The following is a 13187-nucleotide window of genomic DNA, read 5'->3' as shown; positions in this document are numbered from 1 at the left end:
AATAAGGCTTGCATTTTTTGTCAGAAATATTTAGATTCATGATGAGTTGTTGCCACTATTTTCCTGTGAGAGGGTCCTAATCTTTGAAATAGGAGTGATTTTTTGATAATGATGATTAAATGAATCAGATCATTCATTTTCGTGAAAACAAATATTTTGATATTGAAAAATGAGAAAGACAAAGGCAAATACTAAGCTTCCGGAATTTTTTAAAAAGTATTTCTGGGATTGTGACTTTGAAAATATTAGTTTACAGGAATATTCTGTTTTTATCATTGAGAGAATACTAAACTTTGGTAATTCTGATGCCATCAGATGGTTAATGTCTAATGTTGATGAAGAAAGTATAAGAAAAATTGTCAGGAGTAGCCGAAATCTCAATAAGAAAACGAAAAATTATTGGGAAATAATGTTCAAATGAATAATAATTTCCATTTTGAAATACTACCGTCTGAACAAAAGAGGCTATTAGAATTAGTGTCGCGTCAGGATTTTATTGGGTCATTTTACCTTGCTGGCGGCACGGCTCTAACTTTACAAATCGGGCATAGACAATCTATTGATTTTTTCACAAAGAGTAATTTTGACAACCAGGATATTATTAATTTTGTTCGTAAATTGGGAAAGTTTGAGTGATATGATGAGACATACAATACAATAAACGGATTATTTAACAATGTAAAAATTTCTTTTTTAAAATATGAATATCCTCTATTGAGAGAACCGTACAAATTTTTTTCCCTTTCTATTGCCGATATTTTCGATATATACATAATGGAATTGTCTGCCATTTCGAGCCGAGGCAGAAAAAAAGATTTTGTTGACCTCTATTTTTTATTGCAGTATTTTTCTCTGTTAGAATTATTTGATGGATATAACGCTAAATATGGAACTGAAGTGAGTAATTTTTATCATTTGCAAAAATTATTGATCTATTTTGAAGATGCTGAGTCACAGCCCATGCCGAAAATGATGAAAGAAACTAATTGGGCTGAAATTAAAAGAAAAATAATTCTTGAAGTCAAGCGACTTGGAATATGAAAAAGGGTGTTAACTAATTCCTTTCTGCTTTGTAAAACACGGCGTGGAAAAAATACAAGCAGATATTTATCAATTTCAGAGCAAAACGAAACTATGAAAATCATCTCCGTTGTCGGCGCGCGGCCGAATTTTATGAAGATTGCTCCGTTCATACGAGAAATCGAATGCTACAATAATCAAAATGGCAACTCCACCGATCATGTTTTAGTACATACGGGACAGCATTACGATGACGCCATGTCCAGAGCATTTTTTGAGCAATTAAATATCCCGGAGGCGGATATTAATTTAGGCATTGGCTCTGGCTCGCATGCGGAGCAGGTGGGAAAAACCATGATGGAATTTGAAAAAGTGCTGCTGCGAGAGAAGCCGGACTGGGTCGTTGTGGTCGGCGATGTGAATGCGACTCTCGCCTGTTCGGTTGTGGCGAAGAAATTATGGACTAAGGTGTGTCACATCGAAGCTGGTTTAAGGTCTCGCGATGAAAAAATGCCGGAAGAGATTAATCGGATTGTTACTGATAGATTATCGGATTTGTTATTGACGCCGGACAGGTTGGCTATAGAAAATTTAAAGAAAGAAGGCGTGTCTGGGAAAAATATTAAATTTGTCGGCAATATCATGATTGATACTCTCGACGATAATTTTGAAAAAGCAAAAGAATTGAAGATAAAAGACATCGTGGCTCGAAATTGGATTTCTGGCGAGAAAAATGTTAGCGGAGATTACGTTCTGCTGACGCTGCACAGACCCTCCAATGTGGACGAAAAGTCAGTGTTAACGTCACTTATAGATTTATTTTTCAACGAAATAACAAAAGAGCACTTTCTTCTTTGGCCTGTACATCCTCGCACAAAAAAGCGGCTCCGGGAATTCGGTTTATACGAAAAGGTGTTCTCAAATTCCAAAATTATTTTGCTAAACCCTCTTACTTATCATGAAACAGTGCGTCTGAATATGGAAGCTGCGGTGACACTGACAGACAGCGGCGGTTTGCAGGAGGAAAGTACTGTTTTAGGAACTCCCTGTTTGACGCTACGTTGGAATACAGAGAGGCCGGTCACGCTGCGGGAATATGGCGGTACTTGTGTGTTAGTTGGCAACGATTATGAGAAAATAAAAAAAGCATTTTACAAAGCCCTGTCTTGCCCCAGAAAACCACAACGGCCCGATTTATGGGACGGCAATACCGCCAAACGATGCGTGGAAGCGATATTGGAATTTTGATTTCCGAATAAATGTATTCCTCCGGTGAGCCGCACCTTTGAAATTAGGGAAAAGAATGCTATATTCTCCTAATTATCCCCAATAGAAGGATAGTTTTGACTATTGATACTGAGATTAACTTTGCTTCGCCAGAAGCCATAATCTAAAACGGACGGCAATTTATGACAAAAAACAAAAAAAATGTTTTTCTGTTTATTGCATCAATCACTCTGTTTCGATTAATCTACATCAATTTTGTCCCGCTGGTGCCACAGGAGGCATATTATTGGAAGTATGCGAAAAATTTGGCGCTGAGTTATTTTGATCATCCGCCGATGTCGGCGTGGACGATCGCGATTTTTACAGCGATTGGCGGGGATCATGTGTTTTTTATCCGGTTGGGGAGCGTGCTTTATGCGCTGGGGATGTTAATTTTGTTGTATCGCATCGGGCTGGAGTTGTTCAATGATCACAAAATTGCCTTTTTGACCATCATTGCCATCAACTGCACAGTGCTGTTTTCCATCGGCGCCACGATCATCACGCCGGATGTGCCGCTGCTGTTTTTCTGGACGCTGATCGTCTATTTTCTCGTGAAATTGCGTTCTACCGCAGAGGCGAAATACTGGTGCTTCGCGGGAATTGCTCTGGGGTTCGCGCTGTTGAGCAAGTACACAGCAGTGCTTATCGTGCCCGGGATTTTCTTTTACATTTTGCTTTCTTCGAAGCAACGCCGCTGGCTGAAGACGATTCATCCCTATCTGGCGGTAATTTTGGCGGGCATCATTTTTACACCGGTGATTGTTTGGAATTATCAGCACGATTGGGCGTCGTTCATGTTTCAGTCAACGAGCAGGTTTTCGGAGATGAAGCATTTTCGTCTCGATTATTTCGGTCAGCTCATCGGCTCTCAGTTGGGCATGTTGACGCCATATCTGTTATTTTTGGTCATTGGCGGCTGGATTTTTGCAGGGAGAAAGGCTTTCAAAGAAAAAGACGACAAATTTGGTTTGCTCTTCTGGGTCAGTCTGCCGGTTTATTTGATTTTCACCTTTTCCAGTTTCCGCAGTCTAGTGAAGCCGAACTGGATGGCGCCGGCGTACGTCACCTCGATCATCGCCGCCGTTGTCTGGGTGCAGGGCGGAAACACGAAAATTGCGCTGTGGTTCAAAAAATATTTCAAAGCCGGGCTCATTCTTGGTTTGGCGATTGTGATTTTCATGCATCTGCTGCCGCTATTCCCCATTATGCCCATCCGCAAAGGCGACACCTGGAGCGGGTGGAAGGAATTGGCGCAGCGCATCGAGCATGACCGTACTGAAATGGGGGAAAACACTTTTGTATTCGGCCACGAGTACAAAATTCCCAGCGAGATTACTTTTTACACCCAAGATCATTTGCCCACTCACTGCGGCGAAATTATTGAAGAAAAAGGGTTGCAATATACTTTCTGGACAAATATTTCGGAATTGATCGGCAAGGACGCGATTTTCGTCACCAGCGACGCCCAGCGGTATCGCGCCATTGATCGCATGAGAAAATATTTTGAGAAAATCGAAGAAGATGAGCCGCTCGTCATCCAACATCACGGAAAAGTTTTTCGCACATTCTATCTTTATCGCTGCTATGGCTACAAGGGCGTTCCGCAATGAAAAATTTTTTCGCAAAAATAAAATCACAAGTGCAAAAATATGGGTTGATGCGCTTTGTCAAGTTTGGCATCGTCGGCGGCAGCGGCGTGGTCGTCAACATGTTTTTCTTGTGGCTGTTCACGGATATCTTCCGCATCTATTATTTGATCTCCAGCGCTGTGGCTATTTTTTTGGCAATGACGAATAATTTTATCTGGAACGATCTCTGGACCTGGAAAGGCAGAGGCGGCGGCGGATTCAAGGCGTATCTTTTTCGCTTTTTGAAATTTTGCTTCATCTCGGGAATGGCGGATTACGTCGGCAATTTGAGTATTTTGTGGATTTTGACGCATTTTTTTCATGTTTATTATCTGATTTCAAATCTTGTGGCAATTGCGACGGTCATGTTGTTCAAGTTTTTTTTGCACGACCATTGGACATTTCGCCAAAATTCTGAAATTTGAAATAGTTGCTATTGGCAAATATTTGCAGTACTTAAAAAAAAAGCTTGCATTAGATAAAAAAATTTTTTACATTCAAAATTTCTAAAAGAGATTCTTTGGAACCTTTGTTTGAATGTAGCGTCTCGATTTTGAATAAAAAAAAACTAATTTATTTGTTGAAAATGTCCGGAAAAAAGACTGAAGATCCGATAAAATTTTTTATAAAGATTTTTGTTGTTATCTCAATTGTCTTTTTATTAGCATTGATTGTTCTTTTTGTTCTCACTGCTAACAGCATTGTCAGAGACGTAGCAATCGGCCATTTCGTTAGCTTTACTCTGTTTTTTTTCGCCTTAATCACTCTGCAATGGGCATTTTTAAAATCCCTGAAGGTTTTTCTGGGGATTGTTTTTGGCGGCATGTTAGTGAGATTTGTTTTTTTGGGGATTGTTATTTTTTTTCTGATGCGATTCACAGGCGTGAATATGAAATATTTTGCCGTGAGTTTTGCCTTGTTCTATTTGATTTATCAAACTGTTGAAATTATTTTCGTGACTAACAGCTTAAGCAAGCACAAAAAACAATGAAATCTTTTATGCTAAAATCAATAATCGACGTTGTCGATGGACAGAATGGCGGTGCTGAACCTGGCGGAACCAACATCCAGGAATTCATTATGCACAATGTAAGTGATCACGTGATTTATCCGATTCATATTTTTAATGTGGATCTTTCGATCACCAAAGATGTATTAATGATCTGGATTGTCGCCGCCTTTTTAATTTTATTTTTACCACTAATTGTTCGCTCTAAGTCACTGGTTCCTAAAGGTCCGGTGAATTTCATCGAGTGGATTGTTTTTTTTATTCAGGATACCATTATTAAGCCAAATTTAGGAGAAGACGGCTACCGATATGCTCCCTACTTATTGACCGCTTTTTTCTTTATTTTGAGTAGCAATTTGCTTGGTTTGGTGCCTGGCGGGGCGGTTGCAACCGGAAATATTTCTGTGACCGCATCTTTGGCATTGCTTACATTTTTCATTGTGCAATTTTCAAATGTGAGGAAAAATGGAATTAAGGGATATGCAAAGAGTTTTATGCCCTCCGGAGTGCCAAAGATTATGATGCCGCTAATTTTTATCACTGAGGTACTAGGCATGGTCGCGAAACATCTCGCGTTGGCTATTCGTCTTTTTGCAAATATGTTTGGCGGGCATCTGGTCATCTTTACCATGATAGGTCTGATATTTCTGTTTCATAATATTTTTATTTCGCCATTGCCGATAGTGGGGGATATTTTTGTTAGTTTGCTTGAAGTTTTGATCGCGCTCATTCAGGCATATATTTTCACGATTTTGTCGGCGGTTTTTATTGGGTTAGGACTTAGTTCGGATCATTGATAATAAGTAAACAATAATTTTAATTTTGGAGGAATTATGACGGAAGCTGCAATGGCCTTTTTGGCCGCTGGGCTTGGCGCTGCCGGAGCAGTGCTTGGAGGCGCTTTAGGAATTGGTTTGATCGGAAAAGGTACCGTGGAAAGTATCGCCAGACAACCGGAAGCAACTACCGATATCCGCAGCGTGATGATTATCACTGCCGGTATGGTTGAAGGACTTGCTTTGTTGGCGCTGGTTATTTCTTTTTTATTAAGCTTCAAATAAAAAAGAACATCAGAAAAATCGCTTGAAATTATTTTAATTTGACAATTCAAGGTTATTGATAATGGATCTATTAACTCCGGATACGGGGACGATTTTTTGGACCGTATTAACTTTTATTTTATTATTGTTTATTCTCAAGCGTCTTGCCTGGAAACCGATTCTCGATGTGCTGGAGACGCGGGAAAAGAAAATCCAGTCGGCGCTTGAGCAGGCTGATCAAGATCAAAAACAGGCGGAGAAGTATCTCGAGGAGCAAAAAGCGCTCATCGAGAGAGCAAAAAGAGAATCCGCCAGGATCATCGCGGACAGCAAAGATGCCGCTGAAAAGATAAAGCAGGAAATTGTCGTTCAGGCGCGGGCGGATGCGGATCGTCTGCTTCAGAGGGCGAAACAGGAAATTGATTTAAGCAAAGAAGCGGCAATTTCTGAAATCAAAAATTATGCTGTCGATTTGTCAATTTTGGCGGCGCAAAAGGTCATCGGCAAATCGCTGGATGATGACAGCCAGAAAAATTTAATTAAAAAATATATTAACGAACTCAGCTAATTTCAATGGTCATAACTTCAACAGCAAGAAGGTATGCACGCGCATTTTTTGAAATCGCCTGTGAACGCGATCAGACTGATCAGTTACTGGCGCAGCTTGATGCGTTTACGGACGAGGTGGAAAATAATGCGGAGCTGAAAAAACTCCTGCGCATGCCAAATCATAGTAAAAAACTTCAGTTGATCGATAACCTGGTGAGAAATCTGCATGGTGGACTATTGGCTGATTTCGTGAATTTGTTGGTGAAGAATAACCGTTCCAATCTTCTACCTCAGATTCGCGAGGATTTTCATTCCCAATATGACAAAAAGCATTCCCTGGTGAGGGCGACGGTGATTACTGCAGTTCCGCTTCCCGCAGATGCCGAGGATCAATTGAAGGTGCGGCTGGAGCGATTTTTTGACGCTCATCTGCAAATTCACAATCAAATTGATCCCGCTATTATCGGTGGATTTATCGTTAAAGTGGATGGGCAGGTATTCGATGCCAGTGTTTTGGATAAATTTAAAAAAATGAAAATGTACCTAACACAAAATTAAAAGCGCTATGGAAACTAAAGCTAAAGAAATATCTACGATAATCAAAAAAGAGATTGAAAAATTCCAGTTGAAAACCAACTTTGAAGAGGTTGGTGAAATTATTCAGGTGGGCGACGGCATTGCTCACGTGTATGGGCTGGATAATGTGATGGCAAACGAGCTGGTCGAGTTTCCGCGCGGCATATTCGGCATGGCGCTCAACCTGGAGGAAGACAACGTCGGTTGCATTCTTTTCGGTGATGAGAAAAATCTCAAGGAAGGCGATGTTGCCAAACGCACCGGCAAAATTATGCAGGTTCCGGTGGGAGAGGCGCTCGTCAGTAGAGTGGTCAATCCGCTGGGGCAGCCAGTGGACGGAAAAGGCCCGATTAATTCGGAAAATTTTCTGCCCATCGAGCGCAAGGCTCCCGGCGTTGTGGCGCGTCAGCCGGTGAAAGAACCGCTGCAAACCGGAATTAAGGCCATCGATTCGATGATCCCCATTGGCCGGGGACAGCGGGAGTTGATCATTGCCGACCGGCAAATCGGAAAAAGCACCCTTGCCATCGACACAATTCTCAACCAGAAAGGCCAGGGCGTATACTGCATTTACGTGGCCATCGGGCAAAAAGGTTCCACGATCAGAAAAGTTGTAAAAACGTTGGAAGATCACGGAGCCATGGAATACACCACCGTAGTGATGTCCGCTGCTAATGATCCGGCGCCGTTCACTTACATCGCGCCTTACAGCGGTGCTGCTATGGGCGAATATTTCCGCGATAATGGTATGCACGCGCTGGTAGTTTATGACGATTTGTCAAAACATGCCTGGGCTTATCGACAGGTTTCTTTGCTGTTGCGGCGACCTCCGGGACGCGAGGCGTATCCCGGCGACATTTTTTATCTCCATTCACGCTTGTTGGAGCGAGCCGCGAAATTGAGCGATAAATTGGGCGGCGGTTCCCTGACGGCGCTGCCGATCGTGGAAACGCAGGCCGGTGATTTTTCCGCGTACATTCCGACAAATGTAATTTCCATTACTGACGGGCAAATTTATTTAGAGCCCGATTTGTTCTACGGCGGCGTGCGTCCGGCGATTAATGTGGGACTTTCTGTGTCTCGCGTGGGCGGAAATGCGCAGATTAAAGCCATGAAACAGGTTGCCGGAAAATTGCGTCTGGAACTGGCGCAGTATCGCGAATTAGAAGCGTTTGCCAAATTCAGTTCTGAATTGGATAAATCGACACAGGCTCAGTTGACGCGCGGCGAGCGCATGGTGGAAACTTTGAAACAAAACCAGAACGAACCTTTGCCGGTAGAAAAGCAGGTCGCCTACATTTTTCTGGGAACGCAGGGCTTTTTGGACGAAATGCCGGTGAAAGAGATTCGGCGTATTGAAGGCGACTATTACCAATTTTTAGAAACAAAATATCCGCAGATATTGAAAACTATCGCCGATAAGAAGGTTTTGGACGATGCAACACAAGCTCAACTCAAAAAGGCATGTGAGGAGTTTGTTTCGGTATTTGCTACTCAACAATAAGCGTTGGAATAAAATATGGCAACACTAAGAGATATCAAACAAAGAATTGCCGGAGTAAAAAAGACTCAGCAAATTACCCGCGCATTGAAAATGGTTGCTGCCGTCAAATTTCGCAAGGCGCAGCAAAACATTCTTCAAGCTCGGCCTTATGCCTATCGGTTGGATGAAATTATGGGACACGTGGCTTACGATGTGGACTCGCAACTCCATCCGTTATTGGCCGTCAGGGAACCCCGGCGAGTCGGTTATGTCATCATCACCGCGGATCAGGGGCTGTGCGGATCATTCAACGCAAATATTCTCCGCCACGCTGAGCGAGAAATTCAGATGCAAGGCGACAGGGAAATCGATCTGATTTTAATTGGCAAAAAGGGCGTCGATTATTTTGCGCGGCGTCGTCATAATGTGATCGGCACTTATCTGAAATTTTTTAAAGATTTGAGTTTTCGCCGCGCCGACGAAATCGAGGATTTAATTCGGGATTTATATCTTGAGCAAAAATTGGATCGAATCAGTCTGATTTACAACGAATATAAATCTGCCATGCGTCAGGATGTGACTGTGGAGCAAATTTTGCCCGTCATACCCAGACCTCCGGTTGAAGATCGTCGGCTCGCAGAATTTGCTTTTGAACCGGATGCGGTGAAAATGTTGGATACTCTGATCCCCCGCTATCTGAATGTGAAAATTTGGCGTGTGTTGCTGGAATCGTACGCCTCAGAGATGGGCGCGCGCATGACAGCCATGGAATACGCCACGGAAAATGCCGACACGATCATTTCCGAATTGACGATGGATTACAACAAGTTGCGTCAGCAAAAAATTACCGCGGAAATTTTGGAAATTGTTAATGGAAGCGAAGCCCTGAAGCAAGTGCGATAATTTAACTAATTGACTAATAGAGGTTCTGATACATGAAGGAAGGCAAAATTACCCAGGTAATCGGAGCAGTTGTCGATGTTCGTTTTGACAATGGGGAATTACCGGCGATTTTGAATGCTCTGGAACTGGAAAGACAGGACGGGTCCCGGCTCATTCTGGAAGTGCAACAGCATCTTGGCGAAGGAATTTTGCGCAGCGTCGCCATGGATTCGACGGACGGTTTGGTGCGCGGCATGAAAGTTGTCGATACCGGAAAACCGATCAGCATGCCGGTCGGTCCCAAAACTTTGGGTCGGATGTTCAATTTAATCGGCGAGCCTATCGATGAAATGGGCGAGGTGGAGGCGTTGCGCTACGATCCGATTCACAAAGAACCGTTGAAATTTGAGGATTTGAACGTTCACAACGAAATTTTAGAGACCGGCATCAAAGTTATTGATTTGCTCGAGCCCTATTCCAAAGGCGGAAAGACCGGACTTTTCGGAGGCGCCGGTGTGGGCAAGACAGTGATCATTATGGAACTCATTCATAATATCGCCAAGGAACACGGCGGGTACTCGGTTTTCGCCGGAGTTGGCGAACGTACGCGCGAAGGTAATGATTTGTGGCTGGAAATGAAAGAGTCCGGCGTTATCGACAAAACCAGCATGGTTTACGGTCAGATGAATGAACCACCCGGCGCCAGACTGCGCGTGGGTTTGTCCGCGCTGACCATCGCCGAATATTTCCGCGAAGACGAAGGCCGAGATGTGCTGTTGTTCATCGATAATATTTTCCGCTTCACTCAGGCCGGCTCGGAAGTGTCAGCGCTGCTGGGACGAATGCCTTCTGCTGTGGGCTACCAGCCTACGCTGGCGACAGAAATGGGAACGCTGCAGGAGCGAATCACTTCTACCCAACGCGGATCAATTACTTCGGTGCAGGCGATTTACGTTCCGGCGGACGACCTGACTGACCCGGCGCCGGCAACCACGTTCGGTCATCTGGACGCAACCACTGTGCTGTCTCGTAAGCTGACAGAACTGGGCATTTATCCCGCGGTTGATCCGTTGGAGTCCACGTCTGTGCTGCTCGATCCGAAAATTATCGGCGAAGAGCATTATTACGTGGCGCGGCGCGTGAAAGAGATTCTTCAGAAATACAAAGAATTGCAGGACATTATCAATATTTTAGGAATGGAAGAGCTTTCCGACGAAGACAAAGTAACCGTGAATCGTGCCCGCCGAATTCAACGCTTTCTGTCGCAGCCATTTTTTGTGGCGGAAGAATTTACCGGCCGCGGAGGGAAATATGTCCATCTGGAGGACACGATCAAAAGTTTCAAAGGTTTGGTGGAAGGCGAATACGATGATTTGCCGGAACAGGCCTTTTTCATGGTCGGTACTATCGAAGAAGCTATTGAAAAAGCAAAAACAATATAATTTTAATTTGACTGCTTATGGAAAAATCGTTCGAAATGGAAATTGTGACTCCTCTGGGAGTATTGTTCAAATCTAAAATCAATCATGTGCGATTGCCCGGAGTAGAAGGCTATTTTGGAGTTTTGGCGGGACATGAGCCGTTTGTAACTTCGTTGAAGACGGGAGAAGCCAAAGTAGATTTGGAATCCGGAGAAACAAAATATTTTGCCGTGACCGGAGGCATTGCGGAAATTTTGCCCGAAAAAATAACTGTGCTGGTGGAGACGGCCGAAGAAGCGCACGAGATTGACCTGGAGAGCGCGTATGCTGCCAAAGATAAAGCCGCGCATACGCTGATGACTGAACAAGAGTCAAAATTGGAAATTGAACGCGCAAAAAAATCTCTGGAACACGCAATTACCAGAATTCGAGTTGCTGAACGATTGCAGTCAAGACAATAAAATTTTAATGATTTTGAAAATTAACAAGCTAACAAAAATAAAGTGACCCTGAAACAGACAATACAGGCGTCACTTTTTTTATGAAAAAAAGATCAAAATCGAAAAAGGAGCGCGCCATGTTTCACAAAAACTATCTGGTTCTTCTGATTGTGATATTTTTTATGAGCTTTGTGGGGCACAGTTGTTCGCAATCAAAAGTCAAATTGGGCGTTGAGGTGCTGCTCACGAAAAAAATCGATTTAGTCCGCGGCAAACGCGTGGGACTCATCACCAACCCGACCGGAATCACTTCAGATTTGCGCTCAACGATTGACGCGTTGAACGAGAACCCAAATGTCGACTTATTGGCGCTGTTCGGACCCGAGCACGGCGTCAGAGGCGACCACAGCGGCGGCGAAAAAATTGACAATTATGTGGATGAAAAAACCGGCATCATTGTTTACAGTCTTTACGGCAAAACGCGTAAGCCCACGCCGGCAATGCTGAAGAATGTCGACGTGCTCATTTACGATATTCAGGACATCGGTTCCCGCGCCTACACCTACATTTACACCATGGCGCTGGCAATGGAAGCGGCGCGCGACGCAAACATCCCTTTTATCGTACTCGACAGACCTGATCCCATGGGCGGAAATCTCGTCGCCGGGAATGTGCTCGATCCGAAGTTTAGCTCCTTCGTCGGACTGTATCCGATTCCCTATATTTACGGCATGACCGTCGGCGAGTTGGCGCAATTTTTTAACGAGGAATTTGCGATTCACTGCCATTTGACGGTAGTGCCGATGGAAGGCTGGACTCGAGGAATGCAATGGCAGAAAACAGGACTATCGTGGGTGCCGACATCGCCGCATGTGCCGCATCCGGAAACGTGTTGGTTTGTCGCGACGACCGGCTGTATCGGCGAACTGGGGACTGTGTCCATTGGCGTGGGCTACACTTCTCCGTTCGAACTCATTGGCGCGCCGTGGATTGACAGCGAAAAATTAGCGCAAGAATTAAATTCTCAAAAATTGCCCGGCGTATTTTTCCGACCCACACATTTCAAGCCTTACTATTACCTTTTCACAAAAGAGGAATGCAGCGGCGTGCAAATTCACATTCTCGACTATCAGAAATTTCAGCCGGTCAAAACGCAAGTTCATATTCTCACTGCACTCAAGAAACTTTTTCCGGAACATGATATTTTCGATACAAAGCGAACATCCAGTTTTGATCGGGCGTTCGGCACTGACGCAATTCGGGAAAAAATTCAGAATGGCGTATCAGCATCTGACGTTGTCGCTCCGTGGAAAAAACAATTGGCGGATTTTGAGAAGAAGAGGAAGAAGTATTTGATTTACCAATGATTTGTCGAAAAGGGAATTGCATTCATCATTTTCTTTGGCGAACGGAATCATGCAAGTAGGTAAATTTGAATATTCTGTGTTTGATAGTTTTTTAATTGTGAGCAATTCAATCCCATTGTCACCTGCACCAGCGAAAAAATTGCGTCCAATCTGAGCCACGCATCGAAGCAACTGTTGTTGTTGGACTTCAAGCATATCTAACGGGCTTGTTGGAGTAGGAAAATCTAAATGGCGTCGCTAGGCAGTGTTTCAATTGCCGGCTCGCGATAAAGCATGACTTTGTTGTATCTCAAATCAATATCCCGAACGCTCGAAGGATTCAATTTTGGTTTTGACATCTTTGAATGTTTTTCCTGCCCATGCTTTTGCTTCATTTACGGTGTGCTGCAGTCCAATGTAGGCAAAAAACAGCAAAATGAGGATCAAGAATATTATTCGTTTCATGACTGCTGTCTCCTTTCATTTGGTCAAAATTGACGAAAATGATTTTTTTGTTGACTTTT

The 13187-nt window shown here is 43.6% G+C and carries 14 protein-coding genes; 13 read left to right on the top strand and 1 reads right to left on the bottom strand.

The window, feature by feature from the left end; translation table 11 throughout:
• The first annotated feature begins 714 nt into the window (after window positions 1-714).
• The 13 genes from GXO74_15495 to GXO74_15435 all read left to right on the top strand — a co-directional run bounded on the left by GXO74_15495 (window position 715) and on the right by GXO74_15435 (window position 12684).
• Window positions 715-1041 carry a hypothetical protein gene (locus GXO74_15495; protein ID NOZ63054.1) on the top strand — a complete coding sequence of 109 codons (327 nt, stop codon included), beginning with the start codon at window positions 715-717 and terminating at the stop codon, window positions 1039-1041.
• A 93-nt stretch (window positions 1042-1134) separates the two neighbouring features.
• On the top strand, window positions 1135-2268 hold the full coding sequence (gene wecB, locus GXO74_15490) for a UDP-N-acetylglucosamine 2-epimerase (non-hydrolyzing) (protein NOZ63053.1): 1134 nt from the start codon (window positions 1135-1137) through the stop codon (window positions 2266-2268).
• 161 nt (window positions 2269-2429) lie between these two features.
• Window positions 2430-3899 carry a glycosyltransferase family 39 protein gene (locus tag GXO74_15485; protein NOZ63052.1) on the top strand — a complete coding sequence of 490 codons (1470 nt, stop codon included), beginning with the start codon at window positions 2430-2432 and terminating at the stop codon, window positions 3897-3899.
• Entirely contained in the window at window positions 3896-4342 is a 447-nt protein-coding gene (locus GXO74_15480; GenBank protein ID NOZ63051.1) for a GtrA family protein, read from the top strand. Before GXO74_15485 ends, GXO74_15480 begins: the two co-directional genes overlap by 4 nt.
• 574 nt (window positions 4343-4916) lie before the next feature.
• Window positions 4917-5723, top strand: coding sequence for a F0F1 ATP synthase subunit A (gene atpB, locus GXO74_15475; protein NOZ63050.1), 807 nt, complete (start codon window positions 4917-4919; stop codon window positions 5721-5723).
• Between the two features lie 36 nt (window positions 5724-5759).
• Window positions 5760-5987: an ATP synthase F0 subunit C gene (gene atpE / locus GXO74_15470; protein NOZ63049.1), complete on the top strand. Its 228-nt coding sequence runs from the start codon at window positions 5760-5762 to the stop codon at window positions 5985-5987.
• A gap of 61 nt (window positions 5988-6048) precedes the next feature.
• Window positions 6049-6534 carry a F0F1 ATP synthase subunit B gene (gene atpF, locus GXO74_15465; protein ID NOZ63048.1) on the top strand — a complete coding sequence of 162 codons (486 nt, stop codon included), beginning with the start codon at window positions 6049-6051 and terminating at the stop codon, window positions 6532-6534.
• Window positions 6535-6539: 5 nt separating this feature from the next.
• Window positions 6540-7073: an ATP synthase F1 subunit delta gene (gene atpH / locus GXO74_15460; protein NOZ63047.1), complete on the top strand. Its 534-nt coding sequence runs from the start codon at window positions 6540-6542 to the stop codon at window positions 7071-7073.
• Between the two features lie 7 nt (window positions 7074-7080).
• Window positions 7081-8595 (top strand): F0F1 ATP synthase subunit alpha, encoded by a 1515-nt coding sequence (locus tag GXO74_15455; GenBank protein NOZ63046.1) that lies wholly within the window; start codon window positions 7081-7083, stop codon window positions 8593-8595.
• A 15-nt stretch (window positions 8596-8610) separates the two neighbouring features.
• Window positions 8611-9477, top strand: a complete 867-nt coding sequence (atpG, locus tag GXO74_15450) for an ATP synthase F1 subunit gamma (protein NOZ63045.1) — start codon at window positions 8611-8613, stop codon at window positions 9475-9477.
• Window positions 9478-9509: 32 nt separating this feature from the next.
• Window positions 9510-10898, top strand: a complete 1389-nt coding sequence (gene atpD / locus GXO74_15445; protein NOZ63044.1) for a F0F1 ATP synthase subunit beta — start codon at window positions 9510-9512, stop codon at window positions 10896-10898.
• A gap of 35 nt (window positions 10899-10933) precedes the next feature.
• Window positions 10934-11338: an ATP synthase F1 subunit epsilon gene (gene atpC, locus GXO74_15440; GenBank protein NOZ63043.1), complete on the top strand. Its 405-nt coding sequence runs from the start codon at window positions 10934-10936 to the stop codon at window positions 11336-11338.
• A 116-nt stretch (window positions 11339-11454) separates the two neighbouring features.
• Window positions 11455-12684 carry a DUF1343 domain-containing protein gene (locus GXO74_15435; protein NOZ63042.1) on the top strand — a complete coding sequence of 410 codons (1230 nt, stop codon included), beginning with the start codon at window positions 11455-11457 and terminating at the stop codon, window positions 12682-12684.
• A gap of 294 nt (window positions 12685-12978) precedes the next feature.
• Here the strand turns inward: GXO74_15435 and GXO74_15430 are convergent, their stop codons facing one another.
• Window positions 12979-13128 (bottom strand): hypothetical protein, encoded by a 150-nt coding sequence (locus GXO74_15430; protein ID NOZ63041.1) that lies wholly within the window; start codon window positions 13126-13128, stop codon window positions 12979-12981.
• Window positions 13129-13187: the final 59 nt, after the last annotated feature.

This window comes from Calditrichota bacterium (assembly GCA_013152715.1).
GTDB lineage: Bacteria > Zhuqueibacterota > Zhuqueibacteria > Thermofontimicrobiales > Thermofontimicrobiaceae > 4484-87.
Note: the sequence above shows the minus strand (reverse complement) of the source record. Positions and strands in the feature narration are given on the sequence as shown.